This is a genomic window from Roseibaca sp. Y0-43 (genome assembly GCF_020667835.1).
In the GTDB taxonomy this organism is placed as follows: Bacteria; Pseudomonadota; Alphaproteobacteria; order Rhodobacterales; family Rhodobacteraceae; genus Roseinatronobacter.
The window spans coordinates 75,357-100,349 of the sequence record NZ_JAFMPR010000011.1 but is presented as its reverse complement, the minus strand read 5'-3'; the positions used below and the strand labels follow the sequence as shown (position 1 = coordinate 100,349).

The 24,993-nt window shown below is 65.2% G+C and carries 25 protein-coding genes; 12 read left to right on the top strand and 13 right to left on the bottom strand.

Features of this window, described 5'->3' with window-relative positions; translation table 11 throughout:
* Positions 1-148 precede the first annotated feature (148 nt).
* Positions 149-607, top strand: a complete 459-nt coding sequence (locus tag J1C52_RS13370; protein ID WP_227428447.1) for a hypothetical protein — start codon at positions 149-151, stop codon at positions 605-607.
* A 494-nt stretch (positions 608-1,101) separates the two neighbouring features.
* Here the strand turns inward: J1C52_RS13370 and J1C52_RS13365 are convergent, their stop codons facing one another.
* The 5 genes from J1C52_RS13365 to fsa all read right to left on the bottom strand — a co-directional run bounded on the left by J1C52_RS13365 (position 1,102) and on the right by fsa (position 5,119).
* On the bottom strand, positions 1,102-1,977 hold the full coding sequence (locus tag J1C52_RS13365) for a 3-hydroxybutyryl-CoA dehydrogenase (RefSeq protein WP_227428446.1): 876 nt from the start codon (positions 1,975-1,977) through the stop codon (positions 1,102-1,104).
* Positions 1,978-2,048: 71 nt separating this feature from the next.
* Positions 2,049-2,738, bottom strand: a complete 690-nt coding sequence (locus J1C52_RS13360; RefSeq protein WP_227428445.1) for a CDP-alcohol phosphatidyltransferase family protein — start codon at positions 2,736-2,738, stop codon at positions 2,049-2,051.
* A gap of 18 nt (positions 2,739-2,756) precedes the next feature.
* On the bottom strand, positions 2,757-3,662 hold the full coding sequence (locus J1C52_RS13355; RefSeq protein WP_227428444.1) for a tyrosine recombinase XerC: 906 nt from the start codon (positions 3,660-3,662) through the stop codon (positions 2,757-2,759).
* 32 nt (positions 3,663-3,694) lie between these two features.
* Positions 3,695-4,408 carry a DUF484 family protein gene (locus J1C52_RS13350; protein WP_227428443.1) on the bottom strand — a complete coding sequence of 238 codons (714 nt, stop codon included), beginning with the start codon at positions 4,406-4,408 and terminating at the stop codon, positions 3,695-3,697.
* Positions 4,409-4,465: 57 nt separating this feature from the next.
* Positions 4,466-5,119: a fructose-6-phosphate aldolase gene (gene fsa / locus J1C52_RS13345; protein ID WP_227428442.1), complete on the bottom strand. Its 654-nt coding sequence runs from the start codon at positions 5,117-5,119 to the stop codon at positions 4,466-4,468.
* A gap of 78 nt (positions 5,120-5,197) precedes the next feature.
* Between fsa and J1C52_RS13340 the strand changes: the two genes are divergently transcribed.
* Positions 5,198-7,390, top strand: coding sequence for a primosomal protein N' (locus J1C52_RS13340; protein ID WP_227428441.1), 2,193 nt, complete (start codon positions 5,198-5,200; stop codon positions 7,388-7,390).
* 135 nt (positions 7,391-7,525) lie between these two features.
* Here J1C52_RS13340 and J1C52_RS13335 read toward each other — a convergent pair whose 3' ends face one another.
* The 5 genes from J1C52_RS13335 to J1C52_RS13315 all read right to left on the bottom strand — a co-directional run bounded on the left by J1C52_RS13335 (position 7,526) and on the right by J1C52_RS13315 (position 13,339).
* A complete protein-coding gene (locus J1C52_RS13335; protein WP_227428440.1) occupies positions 7,526-8,011 on the bottom strand; it encodes an RNA pyrophosphohydrolase in 486 nt (161 codons plus the stop codon).
* 4 nt (positions 8,012-8,015) lie between these two features.
* Positions 8,016-9,347: a S41 family peptidase gene (locus J1C52_RS13330; RefSeq protein ID WP_227428451.1), complete on the bottom strand. Its 1,332-nt coding sequence runs from the start codon at positions 9,345-9,347 to the stop codon at positions 8,016-8,018.
* 53 nt (positions 9,348-9,400) lie between these two features.
* A complete protein-coding gene (locus J1C52_RS13325; protein ID WP_227428439.1) occupies positions 9,401-10,516 on the bottom strand; it encodes a murein hydrolase activator EnvC family protein in 1,116 nt (371 codons plus the stop codon).
* Positions 10,513-12,027, bottom strand: coding sequence for a 2,3-bisphosphoglycerate-independent phosphoglycerate mutase (gene gpmI, locus J1C52_RS13320; protein WP_227428438.1), 1,515 nt, complete (start codon positions 12,025-12,027; stop codon positions 10,513-10,515). The genes J1C52_RS13325 and gpmI overlap by 4 nt, the downstream gene beginning before the upstream one ends.
* 79 nt (positions 12,028-12,106) lie before the next feature.
* On the bottom strand, positions 12,107-13,339 hold the full coding sequence (locus tag J1C52_RS13315) for an argininosuccinate synthase (RefSeq protein ID WP_227428437.1): 1,233 nt from the start codon (positions 13,337-13,339) through the stop codon (positions 12,107-12,109).
* 135 nt (positions 13,340-13,474) lie between these two features.
* Here J1C52_RS13315 and J1C52_RS13310 point away from each other — a divergent pair, with 135 nt between their 5' ends.
* On the top strand, positions 13,475-13,888 hold the full coding sequence (locus J1C52_RS13310) for an acyl-CoA thioesterase (protein ID WP_227428436.1): 414 nt from the start codon (positions 13,475-13,477) through the stop codon (positions 13,886-13,888).
* Positions 13,885-15,132, top strand: coding sequence for a threonine ammonia-lyase IlvA (ilvA, locus tag J1C52_RS13305; RefSeq protein WP_227428435.1), 1,248 nt, complete (start codon positions 13,885-13,887; stop codon positions 15,130-15,132). Before J1C52_RS13310 ends, ilvA begins: the two co-directional genes overlap by 4 nt.
* 8 nt (positions 15,133-15,140) lie before the next feature.
* Here ilvA and J1C52_RS13300 read toward each other — a convergent pair whose 3' ends face one another.
* Positions 15,141-15,476, bottom strand: a complete 336-nt coding sequence (locus J1C52_RS13300; RefSeq protein ID WP_227428434.1) for an Hpt domain-containing protein — start codon at positions 15,474-15,476, stop codon at positions 15,141-15,143.
* A 166-nt stretch (positions 15,477-15,642) separates the two neighbouring features.
* On the opposite strand from J1C52_RS13300, the gene J1C52_RS13295 reads away from it, so the two are divergent.
* Positions 15,643-16,962, top strand: a complete 1,320-nt coding sequence (locus J1C52_RS13295; protein ID WP_227428433.1) for a PP2C family protein-serine/threonine phosphatase — start codon at positions 15,643-15,645, stop codon at positions 16,960-16,962.
* On the opposite strand, the gene J1C52_RS13290 is transcribed toward J1C52_RS13295, so the two are convergent.
* A complete protein-coding gene (locus J1C52_RS13290; RefSeq protein ID WP_227428432.1) occupies positions 16,959-17,414 on the bottom strand; it encodes a GNAT family N-acetyltransferase in 456 nt (151 codons plus the stop codon). The two genes, J1C52_RS13295 and J1C52_RS13290, sit on opposite strands and share 4 nt — an antisense overlap.
* Positions 17,411-17,848 (bottom strand): NUDIX domain-containing protein, encoded by a 438-nt coding sequence (locus J1C52_RS13285; protein WP_227428431.1) that lies wholly within the window; start codon positions 17,846-17,848, stop codon positions 17,411-17,413. Before J1C52_RS13285 ends, J1C52_RS13290 begins: the two co-directional genes overlap by 4 nt.
* Before the next feature lie 82 nt (positions 17,849-17,930).
* Between J1C52_RS13285 and J1C52_RS13280 the strand changes: the two genes are divergently transcribed.
* Genes J1C52_RS13280 through J1C52_RS13250 form a run of 7 tightly spaced genes read left to right on the top strand, consistent with a single transcriptional unit; the run spans position 17,931 to position 24,935 of the window.
* Positions 17,931-18,872, top strand: a complete 942-nt coding sequence (locus J1C52_RS13280; RefSeq protein ID WP_227428430.1) for an Hsp33 family molecular chaperone HslO — start codon at positions 17,931-17,933, stop codon at positions 18,870-18,872.
* Positions 18,865-19,452, top strand: a complete 588-nt coding sequence (locus tag J1C52_RS13275; RefSeq protein ID WP_227428429.1) for a CoA pyrophosphatase — start codon at positions 18,865-18,867, stop codon at positions 19,450-19,452. The genes J1C52_RS13280 and J1C52_RS13275 overlap by 8 nt, the downstream gene beginning before the upstream one ends.
* Entirely contained in the window at positions 19,443-20,576 is a 1,134-nt protein-coding gene (locus J1C52_RS13270; protein ID WP_227428428.1) for a CCA tRNA nucleotidyltransferase, read from the top strand. Before J1C52_RS13275 ends, J1C52_RS13270 begins: the two co-directional genes overlap by 10 nt.
* Positions 20,577-20,624: 48 nt before the next feature.
* Complete coding sequence (locus J1C52_RS13265; RefSeq protein ID WP_227428427.1) at positions 20,625-22,517, top strand: ABC transporter ATP-binding protein; 1,893 nt, start codon at positions 20,625-20,627, stop codon at positions 22,515-22,517.
* Positions 22,486-22,911: a glyoxalase gene (locus tag J1C52_RS13260; protein ID WP_227428426.1), complete on the top strand. Its 426-nt coding sequence runs from the start codon at positions 22,486-22,488 to the stop codon at positions 22,909-22,911. The genes J1C52_RS13265 and J1C52_RS13260 overlap by 32 nt, the downstream gene beginning before the upstream one ends.
* Positions 22,908-24,122 carry a class I SAM-dependent RNA methyltransferase gene (locus J1C52_RS13255; RefSeq protein WP_227428425.1) on the top strand — a complete coding sequence of 405 codons (1,215 nt, stop codon included), beginning with the start codon at positions 22,908-22,910 and terminating at the stop codon, positions 24,120-24,122. Before J1C52_RS13260 ends, J1C52_RS13255 begins: the two co-directional genes overlap by 4 nt.
* 36 nt (positions 24,123-24,158) lie before the next feature.
* A complete protein-coding gene (locus J1C52_RS13250; RefSeq protein WP_227428424.1) occupies positions 24,159-24,935 on the top strand; it encodes an ion transporter in 777 nt (258 codons plus the stop codon).
* The last annotated feature ends 58 nt before the right edge of the window (positions 24,936-24,993 follow it).

Here is a 24,993-nt window from a genome sequence, read left to right as displayed (position 1 = left end):
CAAGCGCGCGGGGTGGGATGAGGGGTTCTTACGCAGCATTCTCAATGGCTTGAAAGCGCCGGCCCCAGAGAGATGAGCCAAACGCGATTGCCCTGTTGATGGCATAAGGCGCATTGTCAGTGATCGAATCAAGGTCTCTGGAGTCCCAGTGTTTCGCGCCCTAAACGACAGAGAGAAATCTGGTCGTGTGAGCGTAGAAATCGCCAAAAAATATGCCTTCAAAAACTCGAAAGGTGAGATGTCAAATCGAATAGATGAATGGGAAAAATCGCAAGCTAAAGCGATGGAAGGTGAGATAACCACTACAGGAATATACATTTTGCTTTTCGTCGCGATATTATTAAGCTCAGAAGCAAGGCCAAACTTTCTAATGGGTGTACTAGACATATTTACAGAAAATGAACTAGTCTACAAAATTATTATTTCTCTATTCTTAGTGCAGTTTTTCTTTGGACGTTTGACGAACTATCACTTATTTCGTGATGCAGGTTACTTGCCAGTGGACTTTTTCAAATCAGACGAAGAAAGAAAAGAAGCCTCTGACTGGGCAGCACGTCATTTAGAAAATTTTCAGCCGTCGGTAAAAAAATATATGGAAAAACCTTAGCCTAAGGCGCGGAATCAAGGGCCGTTAGGCCCGCCGCGCAAGCGCCGTCGCGCCCCCGAGCGGCGGCGCTTTGGCTTCCACCTGCGCACCGCTCCCCCGTCTTTCGGACATGGCCGCCATAAAGCGCGCCCGCTCCACCCGCGCAGCGCCACCGCGCGCGACGCCCCTTACCCGGCTTTGCGCATCCCTTGCGCGGTGCAGCGGCCCCAAACACCCCACGCCCCGGACCTGATCCGGGGCCTCTAAGCTAAGCGCTCCACGGATCGAGGCCCCGGTTCAAGTCCGGAGCGGGGCGATCTGTGCAAGCGTTGCGCCAAAACACGCACCGCGCCCCGGACCTGATCCGGGGCCTCTTAGCCAGTCGCGCCAAGGCAAAAGCCCCGGATCACGTCCGGGGCGCAGCCCAAAGTAACCCCACCGCACGCCGCGCAAACCAATTATTTACAAATAAAATCAACGCCTTACCGTTTCACGTGAAACAGCCTGACGCCCCCTTAACGGGTCGGCACAGGCACCTCGCCCCGGTAGTCGTAGAACCCCCGTTGCGTCTTGCGCCCCAGCCAGCCCGCTTCGACATATTTCACCAGCAGCGGGCAAGGCCGATACTTGGTATCCGCCAACCCGTCATGCAGCACGTTCATGATCGCCAGACAGGTATCCAGCCCGATGAAATCCGCCAGTTCCAGCGGCCCCATCGGGTGGTTCGCGCCCAGTTTCAGCGACTCGTCGATCGACTTCACCGACCCCACACCTTCATAGAGCGTATACACCGCCTCGTTTATCATCGGCACCAGGATGCGGTTGACGATGAAGGCCGGGAAATCCTCGGCACTCGCCGCCGTTTTGCCCAGCTTTTCCACCACGCCCAGCAGGGTTTTATAGGTCGCCTCATCCGTCGCAATGCCGCGAATCAGCTCGACCAGTTGCATCACCGGCACCGGGTTCATGAAATGCAGGCCCATGAACTTCTCGGGCCGGTCGGTGCGCGCGCCAAGGCGCGTGATGGAAATGGACGAGGTGTTCGAGGTCAGGATCGTATGCGGCTGGATATGCGGCAGAAGGTCTTCGAAGATCGCGGCCTTGACGGATTCGCGCTCGGTCGCGGCCTCGACGATCAGGTCGGTTGGGCCAAGGTCGGACAGCTTCGTGGTGGTGCGGATGCGCGCCATTGCAGCCGCCTTGTCCTCGGCGCTGACCTTGCCCTTGGCCACTTGCCGGTCAATGTTGCGATCAATCAGCGCCACCGCTTTCGACAGCGCATCGGACGACATGTCGCTCAGCACCACGTCATGCCCCGACAGCGCGAAGACATGGGCGATGCCGCTGCCCATCTGGCCTGCCCCCACGATGCCGACTGTCTTGATCTCCATGGCGCGCTGCTCCTGTAACCTATGGCGCTAACATAGGCACCGCGCAGGGTATGCCGCAAGTGCGAATGCCTTTAGCGCGCCGGGATCAGTTGTTGCACAATGCCGACCGACATCAGGTAAACCGAGGTCGCCACCAGCCCCCATGTCACCATGTCCGGCTGCGCAAACCCTTCCCATGCCGCCCAACCGGCGAGTGCCGTCCAGACCAGCGCCACGGGCAGCGACAGCGTGCGCCAGCGCTGGGTGCGCACGGGGTGGATGAATTTCAGCTTGGTGAACATGGCGACCGCCAGGAACACCACCGCCGCCAGGATCACCCCGGCCGAAGGTTGCACCGCGAAGAACACCAGCGCCGCCATGTTCCAGCAGCCGGGAAAGCCCTGAAAGCTGTTATCGGTCGTTTTCATCCGCGTATCGGCGAAATAGAGCGCCGAGGTGAAAGTGATCGCGATGATCGCGACCCAACCTGTCCAGCCCGGCAAAAGGTCCGACTGGAACAGAGCGAAGGCCGGGATAAACACATAGGTCAGGTAGTCGATAATCAGGTCCAGAAGCACGCCGTCAATGATCTGGGCGTTTTTCTTGACGTGGTAACGCCGCGCCAAGGGGCCGTCTATGCCATCGACGATGAAGGCCACGACCAGCCACAGGAACATCATCGCCCAATCGCCCTTGGCCGCTTCCAGCAGGGCAAGCATCGCGAACACCGCGCCGGTGGCGGTGAACAGATGCACGGAATAGGCTTTGAGCGTTAGCAGCACGGGCGGGCCTTTTTCGGGTTAGCCGCGCGCACGCGGATGTGCGGCGTCGTAAACATCCATCAGGCGGGTCGTGTCAACCGCCGTGTAAACCTGCGTCGACCGCAGCGAGGCATGGCCCAGCAATTCCTGAATAGCGCGCAAATCGCCCCCCTTGGCCAGCAGATGCGTGGCGAAGGAATGGCGCAGCGCGTGCGGGGTGGCGCTGGCGGGCAGGCCCAGTTGCATTCGCGTCGCTTCCATCACGCGGGCGATATGGCGACGGTCGAGCGGCCCGCCGCGCATGGCGCGGAACAGGGGCAGATCGGGGGCCATGGGGTGCGGGCAGGCGCGCAGGTAGTCATCGACCGCACGGCGCGCGACGGGCAGCACCGGCACCAGCCGCTCGCGCCCGCCTTTTCCGGTCATGCGCAGCACATCGGGCAAGGGCGCGTCGCGACCTGTCAGCGACAGCGCCTCGGACACGCGCAAGCCGCAGCCGTATAGCAGCGTGACCACGGCCATGTCGCGCAAGCCCGCCCAGTCGGCAGTGGTTTGCAGCGCGACCGTGTCCAGCACGTCGCGCGCGTCTGACGCGGACAAGGGCCGGGGCAGCCCGCGCGCGTGTTTCGGCGCGCGGGTGGCAAGGATGGCCGAGATGTCGATGCCCGTCTCATCCGCGACAAACCGCGCAAAGCCGCGCACGGCGGACAATTTGCGGGCCAAAGCGCGGGCCGACAGCTCGCGCCCGCGCGCGTCCGCCATCCAGGCGCGCATGTCGGATTGCGTGATGGTGCCCAAAGCGCGCGGGCTGTCCAACCCGCCCAGATGCTGCGCCATGAACCCCAGAAAGCCCCGCAGGTCGGTTGCATAGGCGGCAATGGTATTGGCGGATGCACCGGCCAATCCCTGTTTGCGCGCAAGGTAGCGCGCCAGCGCGTCGGCCATGGCGGGCGCCAGAAATGCCGCCCTTGGGGCCGTCATGCCAGCCAGCGCCGCATGGACCGCTCGAATATGCCCGCGAAGAAGGACAAAAGGTCGGTGCCCTGCCCCGGCTTGAACGTATGCGGGTTGTCGGACGCCATGACCAGCATCCCGCCCATGCGCTGCGAACCCAGATCCAGCCGCAGGCACGCTTCCGAGCGCAAATCGGCTGCGCGCGGCCCATAAAGCCGCGTGGTCGCGGGCACGGTCTGGCGCAGGATCACCTGCCGCGTGGTCGGTGCCTGTCCCATGTTGACATAGTCTTCCATGAAACCCGGCTCTACCACGACCAGCACGTCGGAAATACGCTCCAGCGCCGGATCGGGGCCGGCTTCGGGGCTTTCCAGCACCAGCTTGATAGCGTCCACGCGCAAGATCTCTGCCACGTCGGTGCCAAGGTTGCGCAGGAAATCTTCGAACTGGGTGGGGTCCAGCATCCGCAGGATGGCACGGTGCACCTGGTTGGTGCCCGACAGGTTTTCATAGGCGGCGGCAATCACCGCGCGGTGGGTTTCTTCCAGCCGGTCCAGCCGCGCTTCCAGCCGCTCCATCGCCAGACCGCGCAGGTCCACGATATTGCTGCCCATCTCGCGCTCGGATGCGGCGACAAGGGCGCGCATCACGTCCTTGTCGTCCAGAATGAGGGCCGGGTCCGACAGAATTTGGGCGCGAAGCTGATCCAGCTCTGCGCCAATGGCCGCTGATGACATGGTTTGCCTGTCCGTTGACTGCTGCTTTTTCGTGTTCTTTGGCGGACTATAGCAAGGTTACAGGATTTTTTGACCTGTTTTTTCCCAATCTTTCATAAATTGTGCCAGACCTGCATCGGTCAGCGGGTGGCTGGCCAGTTTGCGGATCACCTCGGGCGGGGCGGTCATCACGTCTGCCCCGATGCGGGCCACGTCCAGCACATGGTTGACCGACCGGATAGAGGCCGCGAGGATCTGCGTTTCAAACCCGTAATTGTCGTAGATCGTGCGGATGTCCTCGATCAGCTCGCAACCATCCAGCGCGATGTCATCCAGCCGCCCGATGAAGGGCGAGATGAAGGTCGCGCCCGCTTTCGCGGCCAGAAGCGCCTGGTTGGCGGAAAAGCACAGCGTGACATTGACCATCTTGCCTTCGCCCGACAGCACCTTGCAGGCTTTCAGCCCGTCCCATGTCAGCGGCAGCTTGACGGTGATGTTGGGCGCGATCTCTGCCAGCTTGCGCCCCTCGGCGATCATGGCGTCGGCGTCGAGTGCGACCACTTCGGCAGAGACGGGGCCGTCCACGATCTCGCAAATCTCGCGCGTGACCTCCAGAATGTCGCGGCCCGATTTCAGGATGATAGAGGGGTTCGTCGTCACCCCGTCCACCATGCCCAGCTCGTTCAACTCGCGGATTGCAGCGACATCGGCGCTATCGACAAAGAATTTCATTTTCATCCCCCTTCGGCTTGCGACCTGTTTCCGGTGGCGTCATAGCTGATAGCGCAAACTTGCGGAACCCCTAAACCCATGTCGGACACGCCCGAATTCTTTGACGAAGGGACACCCTGCGGGGTTCTGACCGCAGAGCCGCTGGGCCGCGTGCTGGATTACCGCGCGCCGGAAGGGGGCTGCTGGCTGGGCGCGTTCGTGCAGGTGCCACTGGGGCCGCGCCGCGTGGTGGGCGTGGTTTGGGGGGCAGCAGAGGGTCGGTTCGACCGCGCCAAGCTGCGGCAGGTCATCCGCGTGCTGGATGCAGCTCCCATGCGGGCAGAGCTGCGGGAATTCCTGACGCGGCTGGCCGATTATACGCTGACGCAACTGCCCATGGTTTTGCGGCTGGCGACCCGCGTGCCGGGGCTGGCCGATGGGCCGGTCACGCGCAAGCTGCTGTTTCGCGGCGATGGCCTACCAGAGCGCATGACCGACGCCCGCGCCCGCGTCTTGGCCGCGCTGGACGAGTTCGGCGGCGCGGGCCTGTCGCCCGGCGAATTGGCCGGGGCCGCGGGCGTGGGCACAAGCGTGGTGCGGGGGCTGGTCGCGGCGGGTGCCTTGGCAGAGCGCGACGCCCCGCGCGACCAACCCTTCCCGCGCCTCGACCCCGCGCGCCCCGGCCCCACGCTGTCAGCCGATCAGGCCCGCGCGGCGGACGCCTTGCGCAAGGGCCGGGGCGGCTATGGCACATGGCTTTTGAAAGGCGTGACCGGGTCGGGCAAGACCGAAGTATATCTGGAAGCCGTGGCCGACACCTTGCGCACCGGGCGGCAAGCCTTGGTCCTGTTGCCGGAAATCGCGCTTTCGGCCGAGTTCATCGCGCGGGTGGAAAAACGCTTCGGCGCGAAACCCGCCGAATGGCATTCGGGCGTGACCCAAGCCGAGCGCCGCCGCCTGTGGCGCATGATCGGCCAAGGCAATGCGCAGATGGTCGTGGGCGCGCGCTCTGCCCTGTTCCTGCCCTTCCAGAACCTTGGGCTGATCGTGGTCGATGAAGAACATGACACATCCTACAAGCAGGAAGAGGGCGTGTTCTACAACGCCCGTGACATGGCGGTGCTGCGCGGCGCGTTGAACGGGGCGCAGGTGGTGCTGGCCTCTGCCACCCCCAGCCTAGAGAGTTGGGCCAATGCCGAGGCCGGCAAATACACCCGGCTGGACCTGAGCACACGGTTCGGGCCGAACACGCTGCCCGACATGGCCGCCATCGACCTGCGCAGCCAAGACCTGCCCGCGAACCGCTGGGTTTCGCCCGCCCTGCAAGCGGCGGTCACGGCGCGGCTGGCGGCTGGCGAACAGGCGCTCTTGTTCCTGAACCGGCGCGGCTATGCGCCGCTGACCATGTGCCGCGCCTGCGGCCACCAGATTGCCTGTGCCGATTGCGACGCGCGCATGGTCGAGCACCGCTTCTTGCAACGCCTTGTCTGCCACCAATGCGGGGCAACTGCGCCCATTCCCACCACATGCCCCGAATGCGGGGCCGAAGACCGCATGGCCCCCGTCGGCCCCGGCGTGGAACGGCTGGAGGAAGAGGCTCGCGCGCTCTGGCCCGACGCACGTGTGGCGGTGCTGTCGTCGGACCTGTTCGGGTCGGCCCGCGCGCTGAAAGCCCAGATAGAGGAGATCGCGGCGGGCGGCGCGGACATCATCATCGGCACGCAGATCGTGGCCAAGGGGCATAACTTTCCGCTGCTGACGCTTGTGGGCGTGATCGACGCGGATCTGGGGCTGTCTGGGTCGGACCTGCGGGCGGCCGAACGGGTGTTCCAACTGACGCGGCAGGTGGCGGGCCGCGCGGGGCGTGCCGACAAGCCGGGCCGCGCGCTGATCCAGACCAGCCAGCCCGAGCACCCCGTGATCCGCGCGATCCTGTCGGGCGACGAGGAAGCCTTCTGGCAGGCAGAGGCCGAGGCCCGCCGCGCGCTGGGGATGCCGCCCTATGGGCGCTTGGCCGGGATCATCCTGTCTGGGCCAGAGATGGAGCCGCTTTTCGCCTTGGGCGAGGCGCTGGCGCGGGGTGATGCGCCCCTGCGCCGCATCGGTGCACAGGTTTTCGGCCCTGCCCCCGCGCCGATTGCACGCATTCGCGGACAGCACCGTGTGCGTCTGCTGGTCAAAGCCGCGAAGGGCGCGCCCTTGCAAGCCGCTTTGCGCGACTGGGTCCGCCCGCACAAGCTGGGGGCCAAGATGCGGCTGGCCATAGATATTGATCCGCAGAGTTTCTATTGACGGGCGGCACCGGCGCAGTTGACCGCAAGGCCCCGGGTCAAGCCCGGGGCGGGTGGGCCCTGTGACACGCGCCCCGGGCTTGACCCGGGGCCTTGCCGCTGGCGCGGTCGGCGCGGGTGGTTGTGCTTGGGCCGCTCAGGCCAGCCAGTCGCGGAATTCGTCGATCACGGCGGCGTAGATGTCGCGCTTGAAGGGCACGATCTCTGCCAGCATCTGGTCAGCGGTTTGCCAGCGCCAATAGCGAAATTCCGGGTGTTCCGTGGCGAGGTCGATCTGGTCGTCGCGGCCAAGGTAGCGCATCAGGAACCAGCGCTGTTTCTGGCCGCGATACTTGCCGCCCCAGACCTTGCCCAGCAGCTCTGGCGGCAGGTCGTAATGCAGCCAATCCGGCGTTTCCGCCAAGGGCGCGACCAGGTCGGGCGTGACAGAGATTTCCTCTTCCAGCTCGCGCAGCGCGGCCAGACCGGGGTTTTCGCCGTCGTCGATGCCACCTTGGGGCATTTGCCAGGCCGGGCTGTCGCTATCCAGCCGCTGCGCGCCGAATATCCAGCCCTGCGCGTTGATAAGCATCACCCCCACGCAAGGCCGATAGGGCAGCGCCGCGATCTGCTTGGGCGTCATCGCGTTACTGCCCGTTCAGCGCGGTCAGCCCGCGCAAGATGTCGAGCGCATAGGCCAGTTGGTAGTCTTCTTCCCGCAGGCGGGCCACCTCTTCGGCGCGCTCGCGTTCTTCTTCCATCTGGCGCTGCTCTTCCTCGGACAGGTTGTCGCCATTGTCCAGGCGCCCGCGCAGATCGGCTTCGGAGCGTTGCGGGCGCTGGGTGTCCTCGGCCTCTTCAATGGGGGCGCGCATGGGCTGCTCGACCACGATGTCGGGCGACACGCCCAGCGCCTGAATCGACCGCCCCGAAGGCGTGTAATAGCGCGAGGTGGTCAGGCGGATCGCGCCGTCGCCGCGCAGGGGCATGACCGTCTGCACCGACCCTTTGCCGAAGCTGCGGGTGCCCACGATGATCGCGCGGCGATGGTCCTGCAACGCGCCCGCCACGATCTCGGACGCCGATGCAGAGCCGCCATTGATCAGGACCACCAACGGCTTGCCCTCGATCAGGTCGCCCTCTTGGGCATTGTAGCGGTCGCCTTCGCCCTCGGCGCGGCCACGGGTCGAGACGATCTCGCCCTGTTCGAGGAACGCGTCCGACACGCTGACGGCCTGCGTCAGCAAACCGCCGGGATTGTTGCGCAAGTCCAGCACGACACCGCCCAGATTGTCGATGCCGCCCAGCTCTTCCACGGCGTCGGCCAGCCCGTCGCGCAGGTTGGGATAGGTTTGTTCGTTAAATGTGGTCAGGCGCAGGATGACCGTGTCGCCCTCGGTGCGCACGCGCACGGCTTGCAGGCGGATCGTGTCGCGGATGATCGACAGATCGAAGGGTTCGGACACGCCTTCGCGCACGATGGTCACGATGATCTCGGACCCGACCGGGCCGCGCATCATCTCGACCGCCTCGGACAGGGTCAGGCCCAGAAGCGGCTCGCCATCGACATGGGTAATCAGGTCGCCCGGTTCCACGCCCGCCAGATCGGCGGGGGTGTCATCCATGGGCGTGACAACCTTGATGAAACCTTCTTCCTGCGTCACCTCTATGCCCAGCCCCCCGAAAGACCCGCGCGTCTGGGTGCGCATATCGTCGAAATCCTCGGGCGGCAGGTAGCTGGAATGCGGGTCGAGCGAGGTCAGCATCCCGTTGATCGCGGCGGCGATCAGCTCAGAGGTGTCTACCTCTTCGACATATTGGCCGCGGATGCGCTCGAACACGTTGCCGAACAGGTCAAGCTGCTCATAGACATCGGTCGTCTGCGCGCGTTCCTGCGCCATCAGCGGGCCCGTCACCTGCGTCGCGATCACAACGCCGCCGATGATACCGCCGAGGCTTGCCAGAACAAATCTTTTCATCATGTCGCTTTTCCGCTCCTTGCGCGCCTGTTTCCGGGCGGAGGCGTATCCGCTCAGGGTCGAGCGCCAGTCAATGCGAACCACGCCGCCGGGTCAATGGGGTTTCCCTGCTCGCGCATTTCAAAATAGAGTGTTTGCCCGCGCCCGCCAGCGCCGCTGTCATCACCGCTTTGTGCGGGCATCGTGCCCAAGGGCGCGCCTGCCGGCAGGATTTCGGCGGTCTCGACCAGCAGCTCGCCCAAGCCGACCATGACCAGAAGGATGTCTTCGTCAGGCTCCAGGATGACAACCTGCCCACGCCCCGCTAAGGGACCGGCATAGCGCACCGTGCCCGCCCAAGGCGCGCTGACCAGCGCATCGGGCAAGGTGGCAATGTCCAGACCGGGGCGCACCACGCCCGTGGGGTCAGGCGCGTTGAAGGCGCGCAGAACGGTGCCCCGCACCGGCAGCGCAAGCTGGCCCTGCGCATCGCGAAAGCCGCGAATGCTGGACGTGTTGCCCGCGCCCAGCACGCTGCCGCGCGCCGCCAGATCCTGCGCGAACGCATCGAGCGAGGCCGCGCTGGCCGCGAGCGCCGCCATGGCGTCGGGATCGTCTGACAGGTTCTTGGGCAGGGGGCCGCGTTCGGCAATGGCTTGCGACAGGGTGGTGCGCGCCTCTTGCGCGGTGGCAAGCCCCTGCTCCAGCGCCAACAGCCCGTATTGCCGCGCGCGGCGCAGGGCGGCAATGTCCTCTAACTGCTCTCGAAGTTCAGCCACTTCATCCGTCAGCGCGGGTGCCACGTCGCGCAGCGACAGGCCCGCACGCGCGGCGGCCAGCGCGCCCTCGGGATGCACTAGGACCGAGCCGTCATCAAGGCTTGCGGTGGCCATCAGCACCGCCAGCAACCGGCTGAGATCGCCGCCACGTTCGGACACCAACCGCGCCTGCGCCGCTTCAGCCAGTTGCGCCTCGCGCAGGCCTTCGCGCAGGGCGGCAAGGCCGGTTTCATAGGCTTGAACGGTTGCGGTCAGCGCGTCGATCCGGTCGCTTTGGCGGGTGGCGGCTTGCAGGGCTTCGGTCGCCGCTTCCAAGGCGCGCGCCGCTTCCAGCGCGCGGGTGGCGGGGTCGGCCAGCGCGGGCGTGGCGCAAAGCGCGACCGCCAGACAGATCGCGCGCCAGATCGTCATGTCTGGATCAGGCTTTCGCCGGTCATTTCCGGCGGCTGCTTTAGCCCCATCAGCGACAGGATGGTGGGGGCCACATCAGCGAGCCGCCCGTCGCGCAACCGCGCGCCCGCAGGTCCGCCCACCAGCACCACGGGCACGGGGTTGAGCGTATGCGCGGTATGCGGCCCGCCGGTTTCCGGGTCGATCATGGTTTCGCAATTGCCATGGTCGGCGCAAACGAGCATCGCGCCGCCTGCTTGGTCCAAGGCTTCGAGCGCAGCACCAAGCCCGGCATCCACGGCCTCGCAGGCGCGTTTCGCGGCCTCCAGATCGCCGGTATGGCCGACCATGTCGGGATTGGCGAAATTGACCACGATCAGGTCGTAGCCTGCGCCAATGGCGGCCACGAGCTTGTCAGTCACTTCACCCGCCGACATTTCGGGTTGCAGGTCGTAGGTGGCCACCTTGGGGCTTTTGGGCATGGCGCGGTCTTCGCCCTCTGCCTGCGCCTCTGTCCCGCCGTTCAGGAAGAAGGTGACATGGGGGTATTTTTCAGTCTCGGCCAGCCGGAACTGGCGCAACCCATGCGCCGCCACCCATTCGCCAAGGCCGTTCTTGACCTGTTGCTTGGGGTAGGCGGTGGTCATGAAGGCGTTATGCGCATCGGAATAGTCGACCATGCCCAGCATGGCCGCCCAATGCGGGGGCTGGCCCCGGTCAAACCCGGTGAAGCTGGGCGCGCCAAGGGCTGCAAGGATTTCGCGCGCCCGGTCGGCACGGAAATTCAGGCAGAACACCCCGTCGCCCGCGCGCGCGCCACTGTAATCGCCGATGACGCTGGGCGCGATGAATTCATCCGTCTCGCCCCGCGCATAGGCCTGGGCCACGGCTTGGGCAGGGTTGGCGACATGCGCGCCCTCGCCCAAGGTGATCGCGCGCCATGCGCGTTCGACACGCTCCCACCGGTTGTCGCGGTCCATGGCCCAGTAGCGGCCAATGACGGTGGCGATGCGCGCGCCCTCGGGCAGGCTGGCGGTCAGGTCGGCAAGGAAGGCTTCGGCGCATTTGGGTGCCACGTCGCGCCCGTCGGTGATGGCGTGAATGGCGACGGGCACGCCGGCATCTGCCAGCGCCGCGACCGCCGCTTTCATATGGGTGATATGGCCGTGCACCCCCCCGTCAGAGACAACGCCGAACACATGCGCCGTGCCGCCCGTGGTTTTCAGCTTGGTGATGAAATCGCCCAAGGCGGGGTTGGTGGCGAAACTGCCATCTTCGATGGCAAGGTCGATCTGCCCCAGATCCATCGCCACCACGCGGCCCGCGCCGATATTGGTGTGCCCCACTTCGGAATTGCCCATCTGGCCCTTGGGCAGGCCCACATCGGGGCCATGGGTCAGCAGCGTCGCATTGGGACAATCGGCCATAAGGCGGTCGAAATTGGGCGTATCGGCTTGCGCGACCGCGTTGCCATTGGGGTCGGGGTTCAGCCCCCAGCCATCAAGGATGCACAGAACGACAGGTTTGGTCATGGCGCGGCCTTTCCTCTGGCGGGGTGCCAAAGGCGAGTGTGCGCCTCCGGCGGGAGTATTTCGGGCAAGATGAAGGGGCTTAGCCCTTCAGCCGCCGATTGCGCGCGGCCAGCAGTTTCAGGCGCAGCGCGTTGAGCTGGATGAAGCCCGCGGCGTCTTTCTGATCGTAAGCGCCCGCGTCATCCTCGAAGGTGACATGCGCTTCGGAATAGAGCGAGTGATCCGACCAGCGGCCCACGCAGCGCACCGACCCTTTATAGAGTTTCAGGCGCACGGTGCCGGTGACATGTTCCTGGCTTTTGTCGATCAGCGCTTGCAGCATCTCGCGCTCGGGGCTGAACCAGAAGCCGTTATAGATCAGTTCCGCATAGCGCGGCATGATCGAATCCTTCAGATGGCCCGCGCCGCTATCGAGCGTGATCTGCTCGATCCCGCGATGCGCTTCCAGAAGCAGCGTGCCGCCCGGCGTTTCATAGATACCGCGCGATTTCATGCCGACGAAGCGGTTTTCCACGAAATCCAGCCGCCCGATGCCGTGCTTGCCGCCCAGCTCGTTCAGCTTGGTCAGGATCGTGGCGGGCGACATCGCTTCGCCATTGATGGCGGTGGCGTCGCCCTTCTCAAAGCTGATCTCGACATATTCCGGCTGGTCGGGCGCGGCTTCGGGCGCGACGGTGCGCTGATAGACGTAATCGGGCGCATCCTCTGCCGGGTTTTCCAGCACCTTGCCCTCGGACGAGGTGTGCAGCAGGTTCGCATCGACCGAGAAGGGCGCTTCGCCGCGCTTGTCCTTGGCGATCGGAATCTGGTGCGCCTCGGCGAATTCCAGAAGCTTGGTGCGCGAGGTCAGATCCCATTCACGCCACGGCGCGATGACCTTGATCTCGGGGTTCAGCGCATAGGCCGACAATTCGAACCGCACCTGGTCATTGCCTTTGCCGGTCGCGCCATGGGCGACGGCGTCGGCCCCGGTCGCGGCGGCAATCTCGATCAGGCGCTTAGAAATCAGCGGGCGCGCAATCGAGGTGCCGAGCAGATACAGCCCCTCGTAGACCGCGTTGGCGCGGAACATGGGGAAGACGAAATCGCGCACGAATTCCTCGCGCAGGTCTTCGATGAAGATGTTCTCGGGCTTGATGCCCAGCAATTCGGCCTTCTTGCGGGCGGGCTCCAGTTCCTCGCCCTGGCCCAGATCGGCGGTGAAGGTCACGACCTCGCACCCATATTCGGTTTGCAACCATTTCAGGATGATGGAGGTGTCCAACCCGCCGGAATAGGCGAGCACGACTTTCTTGGGGGCATGGCTGGGCATGGCGGCTCCGAAATATTGCAAGATCACGGTTGCCCAGCGGTCTATTGGCTTTGCGCCCCTGCTGCAAGAGGCCGCACGGGGTTTGCACGGGCCATGGATATGCTATTGCAACGGTTTGAGCGATGGAGAGGCAACATGGCGCTAGAGCTTTTGCGCGGGGTGATCCACCCGTGGCACCACGACCATTTCGGGCATATGAACGTGCGCCATTACGCGCCCTTCTTCGACGATGCCTGTTATCACATGTGGACCAAGCTGGGGCTGGCTTACCGCGACATGCTGGCCACGCATGGGGTGCATACCGTGACCGCGCAGGCGACCACGCGCTTCGTGGCCGAATTGCAGGCGGGCGACCTGATCGAAATTTCGGGCGTCGTCACCAAGATCGGCACGAAAAGCTGCGTCTTCCTGTTCGAGATGCGCCACGCCGATACCGGCGCGTTGCACGCCACCTATGAAGTGGTCGAGGTGTTTTTCGACCCGAACACGCGCGGGTCCACCGCCATGCCGGACTCGGTTCGTGCCAAGCTGGAAGCGGCGCTGGCATGAGCGATTTTGCCAAACGCGCGACCGCCGCCTGTGCGCCGATGCGCGAATTGTTCCCGCCGACACCGCTGATGCGCAACGACTACCTGTCGCAGAAATACGGCGCAGATATCTGGCTGAAGCGCGAAGACCTGAGCCCGGTGCGCAGCTACAAGATTCGCGGCGCGTTCAACGCCATGCGCAAGCAGTTGGACCGGGTGCCAGAGGGGCGCGATTTCGTCTGTGCAAGCGCGGGCAATCATGCTCAGGGCGTGGCCTTTGCCTGTCGGCATTTCGCGGTGCAGGGCACGATCTTCATGCCGGTGACGACGCCGCAGCAAAAGATCATGAAAACCCGCACTTTCGGGGCCGAGAATGTCGAAATCCGGCTGGTGGGCGACACGTTCGACCAATCGCTCGCGGCGGCGCAGGCGTTTTGTGCGGAACGCGGCGCGCATTTCCTGTCGCCCTTCGACGACGAGGACGTGATCGAGGGCCAAGCCAGCGTCGCGGTCGAGATGATGGCGCAGCTGGATGCCGCGCCCGACATGGTCGTGCTGCCCGTGGGCGGCGGGGGCCTGAGCGCGGGGATGACCAGCTATCTGGCACAGGCCGCGCCCGATTGCGCGCTGCGCTATGTGGAACCCGCGGGCGGCGCGTCCTTGCAAGCGGCGCTGCGCGCGGGCGAGCCGGTGACGCTGCCGCGCATCGACAGTTTCGTAGATGGCGCATCGGTCGCCCGGATCGGCGCGCGCACCTTTGCGCGGCTGCGCCATGTGGCCCCCGAAAACGTGCTGATCGCGCCTGAAAACCGCATCTGCATCACCATGCTGGACATGCTGAACGTGGAAGGTCTGGTGCTGGAGCCCGCGGGCGCGCTGTCGCTGGACGTGCTGGACAGTTTGCGCGACCAGATCGCGGGCAAGACGGTCGTCTGCGTCGTCTCTGGCGGGAATTTCGATTTCGAGCGCCTGCCAGAGGTGAAAGAACGCGCCATGCGATTCGCGGGCACCAAGAAATACCTGCTGTTGCGCCTGCCCCAACGCCCCGGAGCGTTGCGCGATTTCCTTGGCATTCTGGGTCCGGACGATGACATCGCCCGCTTCGAATACCTGAAAAAGACCGCCCGCAATTTCGGGTCGGTCCTGTTGGGGATAGAAACCACCGATCCGGGCAATTTCACCGGGCTGTTTGCGCGGCTGGACGCGGCGGGCTTTGCCTATTCCGACATTACCGAAGACGAAATCATGGCGAATTTCGTGATCTGAGGCCGGGCCTAGGGCACCGCAAGGCGCGTGCGCCATTCGGCCCGAAGCTGGCGGCAACATTCGGGAAAATCCCGCGCGATCGCGTCGCGGTAGCTGTCGGTCGCAGCACCGGCGATGGCCCCCGCCTCGCCCAGCGCGCACAGGCGCGCGACTTCGTCCAGCCCAAGGTTCAGCGCCGCGCCCTTCAGGAAATGGAATTCTGCGGCCAGAGCCTTGGGGCTTGTGGCCGCTCGCAGGCGAACCAGCCCTTCGTCCACCTCGGACGCGAACAGCTCCAGCACCTCTTCCAGCGCGTCATCGCCGACTTCTTCGTGCAATTCCGATACTCTTGCCCAATCAATCACATCAAACCCCTCAGACTTGGCTTGGGTCACACTGCGGCAAAGCCCCTAAAGAATCGTAAGGATGCGCGGAAACTGTTCCCGCCATGCGCTTTCACCGCCCGTTAATCCATCGCTGCCATTGTAACCACGCCCCACCCGTGCGGGCGCGAACCTATGGACCTTTGGCTTGGACACAAACGTAACCCGGCAGGATACCGCCGAAATTGCGGCGATCGCCCATAAGCGTGCGCTTGTGGTCGATGACAGTGCGGCGCAGCGCCTTGTATTGGCGAAGAACCTTGAACGGTGGGGGTATGACGTGACCGAAGCCGCCTCTGGCGATGCGGCGCTGGAGCTGTGCAAATCCCACCCGTTCGACCTGATTCTGTCGGACTGGATGATGCCGGGGCTGAACGGGCTGGAGTTTTGTCGCGCCTTTCGCGGCCTGAACCGCGATGCCTATTGCTACTTCATCCTGCTGACATCCAAGAACGACAAGAACGCGGTGGCAGAGGGTCTGAACGTGGGCGCGGACGACTTCCTGTCGAAGCCCGTCAGCACGCCGGAATTGCGCGCGCGCATTATGGCGGGCGAACGGCTGATCGCGATGGAGCGACAGGTCAACGCCCGCAATGACGAGTTGCGCGCGGCGTTGCGCAAGTTGCAGGCGCTTTATGACGCGGTCGACCGCGACCTGATGGAAGCGCGCAAACTGCAACAATCGCTGATCCGCGACCGGTTCCACGATTTCGGCGGCAGCCAGTTGTCGCTGATGCTGCACTCGTCCGGACATGTCGGCGGCGACATGGTGGGCACCTTTCCCATCAACGCCGACCGGGTCGGCATCTATTCGCTGGACGTGTCGGGCCATGGCGTGGCCGCCGCCCTGCTGGGGGCGCGAATCGGCGGGATGCTGGGGGGCGCGACATCGCAGAACATCGCCCTGTCGCGCAACCACATGACCGGCCAGATAGAGGCCGTCGCCCCACATGACGTGGCCGCGCGCATGAACACGCTGATGCTGCAAGAGATCGAAACCGACGCCTACCTGACCATCGCCTATGCCGATGTGGACCTCTCGACCGGGCGGGTGCTGATGGTGCAGGCCGGCCACCCCCACCCGCTGATCCAGCGCGGCGACGGCGCGGTCGAATACCTGGGCGAGGGCGGGCTGCCCATCGGGCTGCTGGACGGCGCGCAATATGCCAGTTTCGAGGCCGAGCTTCGCCCCGGCGACCGCTTGTTCCTGTATTCCGACGGCATCGTTGAATGCGCCAATGACGCGGGCGCGGAATTCGGCGAGCAGGGTTTGCGCGCCCTGTTCCAACGCCTGCACAAGGCGCGCGGGCTAAGTTTTCTGGACCGTCTGAAATGGGACCTGGCGGCATGGGCGGGCCGCGACGAATTCGGCGATGACGTGTCGGGCGCGCTGCTGGAATTCAGCGCCTATAAACCTGCGCGCCAGACCGCCACCCGCTATTACCGGGGGCAACCGATGCAGGATTAGGCCATTTCCTTGCGAAAGAAGACGCGGTCGAACCCGTCCTGCACGCGCCGCCCGGTCTGCCGGTAGCCAAGCGCCGGATAGAAGCGCAGGTTCCGGGTCATGGCCGCGTTGGTGTAAAGCGTGACCGCGCGCAGCCCCTGCGCCTGCGCCAAGGCCTCGACATGGGCAACCAGCCCACGCCCGATGCCTTGCCCGCCATGCGCGGGGCAGACGGCCAGCGTGTCCAGAGACATCGCGCCGCCCAGAACGCCGAACTGCACAAAGCCCAAGACCGGCCCGCCCGGCGCGCAGGCCACACGCACATCGCCGCGCGCGACGGGTGCTGTCAGATCGGCCTGCATCGGGGCGGGGGCACGACCCATCTGCGCGACATATGGGGCGAACGCGTCGCGTGCGAGGGCTTGCAACGCGCCAAGATCGCCCCCGTGCGCAGGCCGGATATACCACGTCACCGCAGGAAGGCCGCCAGAAACGCCCGGTCGCCCGCATTGCCCAAGCGCGCGACAGCCAGCGGCAACGGCACCCATTCCGCGCGGTGGCCGGGTTCGCTGGGCGGCCCGACGGGGCGCAGCGCGCGCGCCAGGTAAAGCGTGCACAGCTTTTCCGCCCACAGGTCATAATCCGGCATGTAGCACAGCCGCCGGAACGCCCCCAAGCGCCGCAGGGGCTGCACGCGCCAACCGGTTTCCTCCAGCACCTCGCGGCGTAGCGCTTGCGGTGCGCTTTCGCCCGCGTCTATGCCGCCACCCGGCAATTGCCATTCGTCATCCGGCCATGCCTGATGGGTCAAAAGCGCCGAATCGCCGCGCAAGATGATCGCATAGGCCCCATGCCTGCGCGTGTAGTGCTGGCCTGCCACGCGCGCTTCGCCGAATCTGCGGATCATCCTTGGCCCTTCCAACCTGATTCCTATATGTGGGGGCAAGCCTATGCGCGCATTGCGCGCTGCACCAGCAAGGATATTTACCATGAGCATCGGCGAACAGATCGCCTGGGACGACACGGTTTTGCCGTTCCAACTGGACAATAGCGATATTCGGGGCCGCGTCGCGCGGCTGGATGGCGCCTTGGAAAAGGTGCTGGAGAAGCATGATTACCCCGCCTTGGTCGAAGGGTTGATCGCAGAGGCGACGCTTCTGACCGCGATGATCGGCCAGACCATCAAGCTGCGTTGGAAGCTGTCCATCCAAATACGCGGCGACGGCCCGGTGCGGCTGATCGCGACCGACTATTACGCGCCAGAGCACGAGGGCGCGCCCGCGCGCATCCGCGCCTATGCCAGCTTCGACCACGACCGGCTGGACGAGGCCGCAAGCCCCTACGGCCAGATCGGCAAGGGCTATTTCGCCATCCTGATCGACCAGGGGCCGGACATGACGCCCTATCAGGGGATCACGCCCTTGGCCGGTCAGTCGCTCAGCGCCTGCGCCGAGACCTATTTCGCGCAATCCGAACAACTGCCCACACGCTTCGCGCTGTCCTATGGCCGTTCCACGCAACCCGGCCAGCCGCAGGCATGGCGCGCGGGCGGCGTGATGTTGCAGCACATGCCCGGCAATTCCGAAGCCCCCCGGCGCGAGGTTGCCGAGCAGGCAGAGAACTGGACCCGCGCCAACATGCTCTTGGACACGGTCGAGGAGTTGGAGCTGATCGGCCCGCAGGTCGGCCCGCCCGAATTGCTGGCCCGCCTGTTCCACGAGGAAGCGCCCCGCGTCTACGACCCGCAAGCGGTGCATTTCGGCTGCACCTGTTCCGAAGACAAGGTGCGCAGCGCGCTGTCCATTTATTCGGCCAAGGACATCGCCACCATGACCACGCCAGAGGGCACCGTGACCGCCGACTGCCAGTTCTGCGGCGCGCACTACGTCATGGCGCCCGAAACCTTGGGGTTCGAGGCCGATAATGGATGACCGCCTGCGCGCGGCCTTGGCGCTGCCGGCAGAGGTGTCGAGCGATTTCGACCTGAACCCGTCGCTGGCGCCGCGTGATCCCGCGCGCAAGCTGCGCGCTGCCGCCGTGCTGATCGGGGTGGATGATGCGGGCGGCGTGGTGCTGACCAAGCGCGCCTCGCATCTGCGCCACCATCCGGGCCAGATTGCCTTTCCGGGCGGGCGGCAGGACGCGGACGATCCCGACCTTGCCGCCACTGCCCTGCGAGAGGCGCGCGAAGAGATCGGGCTGGACCCCGCACAGGTGCGCATTCTGGGCGCGCTGCCCACGCATGAAACCGTGACCGGGTTCCTGGTCACACCCTTTCTGGCGCGGATCGAAGGGGCCTTTACCCCCCGCCCCGAACCCGGCGAGGTGGCAGAGGTGTTTCGCGCGCCCCTGGTCCTTGTCATGGACCCCGGGCGCTACGTGATCGAAAAGCGCATCTGGCGCGGGACATGGCGGCATTTCTACGCGGTGCCGTGGGGGCCGTATTACATCTGGGGGGCCAGCGCGCGCATGTTGCGCGGCTTGGCGGAACGGATGGCGCAATGCGGGTAAGTGGCGACTGGCTGGAAAATGCGCGCACGCAGACCGTGCTGGGCCTGCTGACCGGCGCGGGCCATGCGGCCTATGCCGTGGGGGGCTGCGTGCGCAATGCCGCCTTGGGCGAGGGGGTGACGGATGTGGACATCGCCACCTCTGCCCGGCCCGAACAGGTCATCGCCTTGGCCGAAGCAGCGGGGCTTCGCGCGGTGCCCACGGGGCTGGAGCATGGCACGGTCACGCTTGTGGTGAATGGCGAGGGGTTCGAGGTCACGACCTTTCGCCGCGACGTGGCCACCGACGGGCGGCACGCCGAGGTGGCCTTCTCTGACCGGATCGAGGACGACGCCGCACGCCGCGATTTCACCATGAACGCGCTTTACGCCGATGCCTCGGGCCATGTGCTGGACCCGTTGGGCGGCGTGGACGACCTGCGCGCAAGGCGCTTTCGCTTCGTGGGCGACCCCGCCCGCCGCATTGCCGAGGATTACCTGCGCATCCTGCGGTTTTTCCGCTTCCACGCACAATATGGCGACCCGGCGCAGGGGCTGGATGCCGACGGGCTGGCCGCCTGCGCCGCAGGGGCTGACGGGCTGGCGCGGCTCTCGGCGGAACGTGTCACCAGCGAGTTGCGCAAGCTGTTGGCCGCGCGCGACCCCGCGCCTTCGGTCGCGGCCATGCATCATGCGGGCGTGCTGGCGTGGGTATTGCCGGGGGCCGACCCGCGCGCTCTGGGCCCGTTGGTGCATCTGGAAGCGGGCCGCGCGCCGCACTGGTTGCGGCGCCTCGCGGTGCTCGCGCCCGACACGGACCATTTGCGCCTGACCAAATCAGAAGCCCGCGACCTGACCCGCCTGCGCGACGCCATCGGCCAGACAACGCCCCCCGCCGTGCTGGGTCACGATCTGGGCGCCGATCTGGGCGCGGATGCCGTTTTGGCGCGTGCCGCTGTATTAGAAAGCCCCCTGCCCCGCGACTGGCAGGCAGAGATCAAGCGCGGCGCAAACGCGCGTTTCCCCATTCGCGCGGCCGACCTGCCGCATCTGGAGGGCGCGGCGCTCGGCCAACGCCTGCGCGCGCTGAAAGCGCGCTGGATCGCGTCGGATTTCACCTCCACGCGCGACGATCTGCTGGGCTGACTGGCGCGGGCACGCGCAACGCCCTATGTCCTGCCCAAAGGACGCGCCATGCTGCAAAAGACCGACCCCTCGCAAAAACCCACCCTTGCCTTTCGTCTGGCGGGGCTGATCGACGGTTTCGCCCATGCCGACGGGCCGCCGCCGCAAAGCCTGCTGCGCTTCATGCTGTGGTCGGTCAAGGGTGCTTGGCCGGTGCTGGCGCTGGCGACTGTCATTTCAGCGCTGGTGGGCACCACCGAAGTGGTGTCGGCCATGCTGTTGGGCCAGATCATCGACGCGGCGGTCGACACCGGGGCAGAGGGGTTCTTCGCCGCCCATGGCTGGCTGATGGCGGGCTTCATCCTGTTCTTCATGGTGCTGCGCCCCATCGCTTTCGGCATGTCCTCTGCCGCCAACAGCATCGTGGTTCAGCCCAATATCTTCGTGTTGGTGCAATCGCGCCTCAATCGTTGGACGCTGGGCCAGCCAGTCACCTTCTTCGACAATGATTTCGCGGGCCGTATCGCGCAAAAGCAGGTCCAGACCGCCCGCGCGCTGACCGATGTGGCGAATGAGACGATCAACACCATGGCCTTCGCGCTGGCCTCGATCATCGGGTCGGTGCTGCTGCTGCTGACCATTGACCCACGGGTCGCGGCGGCTTTGGCGGTGTGGCTGGTGGGCTATCTGGCGCTGATCCGGTATTTCCTGCCGCAGGTGCGCGCACGGGCGGGCAAGCGCGCCAATGCCCGCGCGCGCGTCAGCGGGCAGGTGGTAGACACGATCAGCAATATCAAGACCGTCAAGCTGTTCGCCCATGCCGATTTCGAAGATCGCGCCGCGCTGAACGCGATGGGTAGTTTCCGCGACCGCTCGGTTGAGTTTGGCGAGGTGCAGGTCTGGTTCCGCACCGCGCTGATGACCATCGCGGGCGTGTTGCCGGTGCTCTTGATCGGCGGCACATTGTGGCTGTGGGCGCAAGGCGCGGCCAGCACGGGCGATATTGCCGCCGCTGGCTCTATTGCCATTCGTATTGCACAGATGACAGGCTGGGTCAGCTTCACGCTGATGGGCATCTATTCCAACATTGGCGAGATCGAGGACGGAATGCGCACCCTCACCCCCCGGCCCGATCTGAAAGATGCGCCCGATGCGCTGGACCTTGGCCGCGCAGACGGTGCCGTCGCGTTCGAGGATGTGCGCTTCGCCTATGGGCGCGATGCGGGCGGGGTGGACGGGCTGAACCTGCATATCGCCAAGGGCGAAAAGATCGGGATCGTCGGCGCATCGGGCGCGGGCAAATCCACGCTCGTGGCGCTGTTGTTGCGGCTTTATGATGTCGAAGGCGGGCGCATCACGCTCGACGGGCGCGACATTCGCGGGCTGACGCAGGAAAGCCTGCGGCGCAACATCGCCATGGTCACGCAGGAAACCGCCATGTTCAACCGCTCGGCGCTGGAAAACATACGCTATGGTCGCCCCGATGCCACACGGGCAGAGATAGAGGCCGCGGCGAAAGCCGCCGAAGCGCATGAGTTCATCAAGGGCCTGCAGGACCACGAAGGCCGTCGCGGCTATGACGCGCAGCTTGGCGAACGCGGGGTGCGGCTGTCGGGCGGGCAACGCCAACGTATTGCGTTGGCGCGCGCATTTTTGAAAAATGCGCCTATCCTTGTGCTGGACGAAGCGACCTCGGCGCTCGATTCCGAAGTCGAGGCCGCCGTGCAGGACGCGTTGCAACCGCTGATGCAGGGCAAGACCGTGCTGGCGATTGCGCATCGCTTGTCCACCATCGCGCAGCTTGACCGGATCGTGGTGCTTGACGCTGGCCGCATTGTCGAGCAAGGCACGCATGAACAGCTTCTGGCCAAGGGCGGCACCTATGCCCGCTTCTGGGCACGGCAATCGGGCGGGTTTCTGGGCACGGATGATGACACAGAACACGGATTACAACACCATTGACGCCGCCGATTTCGGGCGTGGCCTGCGCGGATTGGGCATAAACCTGTTGTGCCGCGACGTGGCCGGGATGGTGAGGTTCCTGCGCGATGTGCTGGGTCTGAGCGTGTATCGTGAAAGCGCCGATTACGCGATCATCGCCCATGACGGCATGGTGTTCCAAATACATTCCGACGCCAGTTTTCACGCCAACCAAGTGCTGGGGCTGGTGCCGGACAACCCGCCGCGCGGCGGCGGCGCGCAGTTCTACCTGTTCGGGCTGGACCCGGACGCGGTCGTGGCGCGTTCCGATCCAGCGACCGTGATAGAGCGCCCGACCGACAAGCCCCATGGCCTGCGTGAAGCCACCCTGCTGGCGCCCGAGGGCTATGCCTTTACCCCCGCGAGGCCCGCATGAGCGCGCTGACCATCACCCGCTTGGGCCATCATGGCGACGGCGTGGCCGACGGCCCCGTCTTCGTGCCCCGCACCCTGCCCGGTGAGGTGGTCGAGGGCGAGATCGCCCAAGGCCGCATGGCCGCGCCGCGGATCCTCACGCCCTCGCCCGAGCGCGTTTCAGCGCCCTGCAAGCATTACAAGGCCTGCGGCGGCTGTGCGCTTCAACATGCGCGCGAGGGCTTCGTGACCGACTGGAAAGAGGGCGTCATCCGGCAAGCGCTGGCCGCGCAGGGGCTGGAAGCAGAGTTCCGCGCGCCCCATGTCTCGCCTCTGCACAGCCGCAGGCGGGCCACGTTTTCCGGGCGGCGGCTGAAAAAGGGCGCGCTTGTGGGGTTCCATGCGCGGGCCTCTGACACGGTCACGCCGGTGCCCGACTGCCTGATCCTGCGCCCCGAACTGACCGCCGCCCTGCCGCTGTTGGAAGAGTTGGTTAGCCTCGCAGGCTCTCGCAAAGGCGAATTGGCGCTTGCGCTGACGCTGTCCGATGTGGGGCTGGACCTGTCGGTCACGGGGGGCAAGCCCCTTGATGGCCCGATGCAGGCCACGCTCGGGCAATGGGCGGGCAGCAACGGCTTTGCCCGGCTGGCATGGGAGGGCGAGGTGATCGCCCAGGCCGCGCCCCCCGTGCAGACCTTTGGTAGCGCGCGCGTGGCCCCACCGCCCGGCGCATTCCTGCAAGCCACGGCAGATGCCCAAGCCGCGCTGCAAGCGGCGGTGCTGGACGCCGTGGGCGACGCCCCGCGCGTGGCCGACCTGTTTGCGGGCTGCGGCACCTTCGCCCTGCCCTTGGCTGAACAGGCAGAGGTCCACGCGGTCGAGGGCGTGGCCGAGATGCTTGCGGCGCTCGACCATGGCTGGCGGCACGCGACGGGGCTGAAGCGCGTGACGCATGAGGTCCGCGACCTGTTCCGCAACCCGCTTTTGCCCGAAGACTTGGCCCGCTTCGACGCCGTGGTCATCGACCCGCCCCGCGCGGGTGCAGAGGCGCAGGCGCGCGCGCTGGCCGAAAGCCCTGTGCCCCGTATTGCGGCTGTATCCTGCAACCCCGTCACCTTCGCGCGCGACGCGAAAATCCTGTGCGATGCGGGTTTCCGCCTGCAATGGGTGCAGATGGTCGATCAATTCCGCTTCAGCCCGCATGTGGAGCTTGCAGCCGCCTTCGCAAGATAACATATCTGCGCGAAACATCGTTTCCGGGGGAAGATCATGTTCAGCCGCGCAAGCGTCGCCGCCTTTCTGGACCAGTCTTGGGTGCGCAACGGGGTGATCGGGGTTATCTTGTTCAACGCCGTTCTGCTGGGGATGGAGACATCCGGCCCGATCATGGCGGTCGCCAGCCCGGTCATTCTGGCACTGGACAAGCTGTGCCTTGCGATCTTCGTGCTGGAACTGGCGCTGAAAATGTACGCCCATCGGGGGCAATTCTGGCGGTCGGGCTGGAACATCTTCGATTTCGTCATCATCGCCATCGCGCTCATGCCCGCGACCCAAGGTTTCAGCGTACTGCGGGCGTTGCGCATCTTGCGGCTGTTGCGCGTGGTGTCGGTCAGCCCCAACCTGCGCCGCGTGGTCGAAGGCTTCATCACCGCGCTGCCCGGCATGGGGTCGGTGTTCCTGCTGATGGGGATGATTTTCTACATCGGGTCGGTCATGGCCACGAAGCTGTTCCAGAACAGTTTTCCCGAATGGTTCGGCGATCTGGGCTCATCCGCCTATTCGCTGTTCCAGATCATGACGCTGGAATCGTGGTCCATGGGCATCGTACGGCCCGTGATGGAGGTTTACCCTTACGCATGGGCGTTCTTCGTGCCTTTCATCATGGTCACGACCTTCGCCGTGGTGAACCTGCTGGTCGGTCTGATCGTGAATTCGATGCAGGACGCCCATGCCGCCGAGAGCAACAAGGCCACCGAAGACTACCGCGACGAGGTGTTGAACCGCCTGCGCGAGATCGAGAAGAAACTGGCCGAGCGCGAGAAATGACGCCAACGTGAGCGCGGGCGCAGCTTGGCAGAATCCGGGCTTTCGGGCATAGTGGCCA

Bases quoted from the DNA above. Each gene is read 5' to 3' on its own strand.
- J1C52_RS13285 (WP_227428431.1), bottom strand. From the start codon at position 17,848: ATGATCCGCAGATTCGGCGAAGCGCGCGTGGCAGGCCAGCACTACACG.
- J1C52_RS13265 (WP_227428427.1), top strand. From the start codon at position 20,625: ATGCTGCAAAAGACCGACCCCTCGCAAAAACCCACCCTTGCCTTTCGT.
- J1C52_RS13260 (WP_227428426.1), top strand. From the start codon at position 22,486: ATGACACAGAACACGGATTACAACACCATTGACGCCGCCGATTTCGGG.
- J1C52_RS13270 (WP_227428428.1), top strand. From the start codon at position 19,443: ATGCGGGTAAGTGGCGACTGGCTGGAAAATGCGCGCACGCAGACCGTG.
- J1C52_RS13325 (WP_227428439.1), bottom strand. From the start codon at position 10,516: ATGACGATCTGGCGCGCGATCTGTCTGGCGGTCGCGCTTTGCGCCACG.
- J1C52_RS13250 (WP_227428424.1), top strand. From the start codon at position 24,159: ATGTTCAGCCGCGCAAGCGTCGCCGCCTTTCTGGACCAGTCTTGGGTG.
- gpmI (WP_227428438.1), bottom strand. From the start codon at position 12,027: ATGACCAAACCTGTCGTTCTGTGCATCCTTGATGGCTGGGGGCTGAAC.
- J1C52_RS13355 (WP_227428444.1), bottom strand. From the start codon at position 3,662: ATGGCCGACGCGCTGGCGCGCTACCTTGCGCGCAAACAGGGATTGGCC.
- J1C52_RS13280 (WP_227428430.1), top strand. From the start codon at position 17,931: ATGAGCATCGGCGAACAGATCGCCTGGGACGACACGGTTTTGCCGTTC.
- J1C52_RS13330 (WP_227428451.1), bottom strand. From the start codon at position 9,347: ATGAAAAGATTTGTTCTGGCAAGCCTCGGCGGTATCATCGGCGGCGTT.
- J1C52_RS13310 (WP_227428436.1), top strand. From the start codon at position 13,475: ATGGCGCTAGAGCTTTTGCGCGGGGTGATCCACCCGTGGCACCACGAC.
- J1C52_RS13275 (WP_227428429.1), top strand. From the start codon at position 18,865: ATGGATGACCGCCTGCGCGCGGCCTTGGCGCTGCCGGCAGAGGTGTCG.
- J1C52_RS13365 (WP_227428446.1), bottom strand. From the start codon at position 1,977: ATGGAGATCAAGACAGTCGGCATCGTGGGGGCAGGCCAGATGGGCAGC.
- J1C52_RS13350 (WP_227428443.1), bottom strand. From the start codon at position 4,408: ATGTCATCAGCGGCCATTGGCGCAGAGCTGGATCAGCTTCGCGCCCAA.
- J1C52_RS13340 (WP_227428441.1), top strand. From the start codon at position 5,198: ATGTCGGACACGCCCGAATTCTTTGACGAAGGGACACCCTGCGGGGTT.
- J1C52_RS13315 (WP_227428437.1), bottom strand. From the start codon at position 13,339: ATGCCCAGCCATGCCCCCAAGAAAGTCGTGCTCGCCTATTCCGGCGGG.
- J1C52_RS13335 (WP_227428440.1), bottom strand. From the start codon at position 8,011: ATGACGCCCAAGCAGATCGCGGCGCTGCCCTATCGGCCTTGCGTGGGG.
- fsa (WP_227428442.1), bottom strand. From the start codon at position 5,119: ATGAAATTCTTTGTCGATAGCGCCGATGTCGCTGCAATCCGCGAGTTG.
- ilvA (WP_227428435.1), top strand. From the start codon at position 13,885: ATGAGCGATTTTGCCAAACGCGCGACCGCCGCCTGTGCGCCGATGCGC.
- J1C52_RS13255 (WP_227428425.1), top strand. From the start codon at position 22,908: ATGAGCGCGCTGACCATCACCCGCTTGGGCCATCATGGCGACGGCGTG.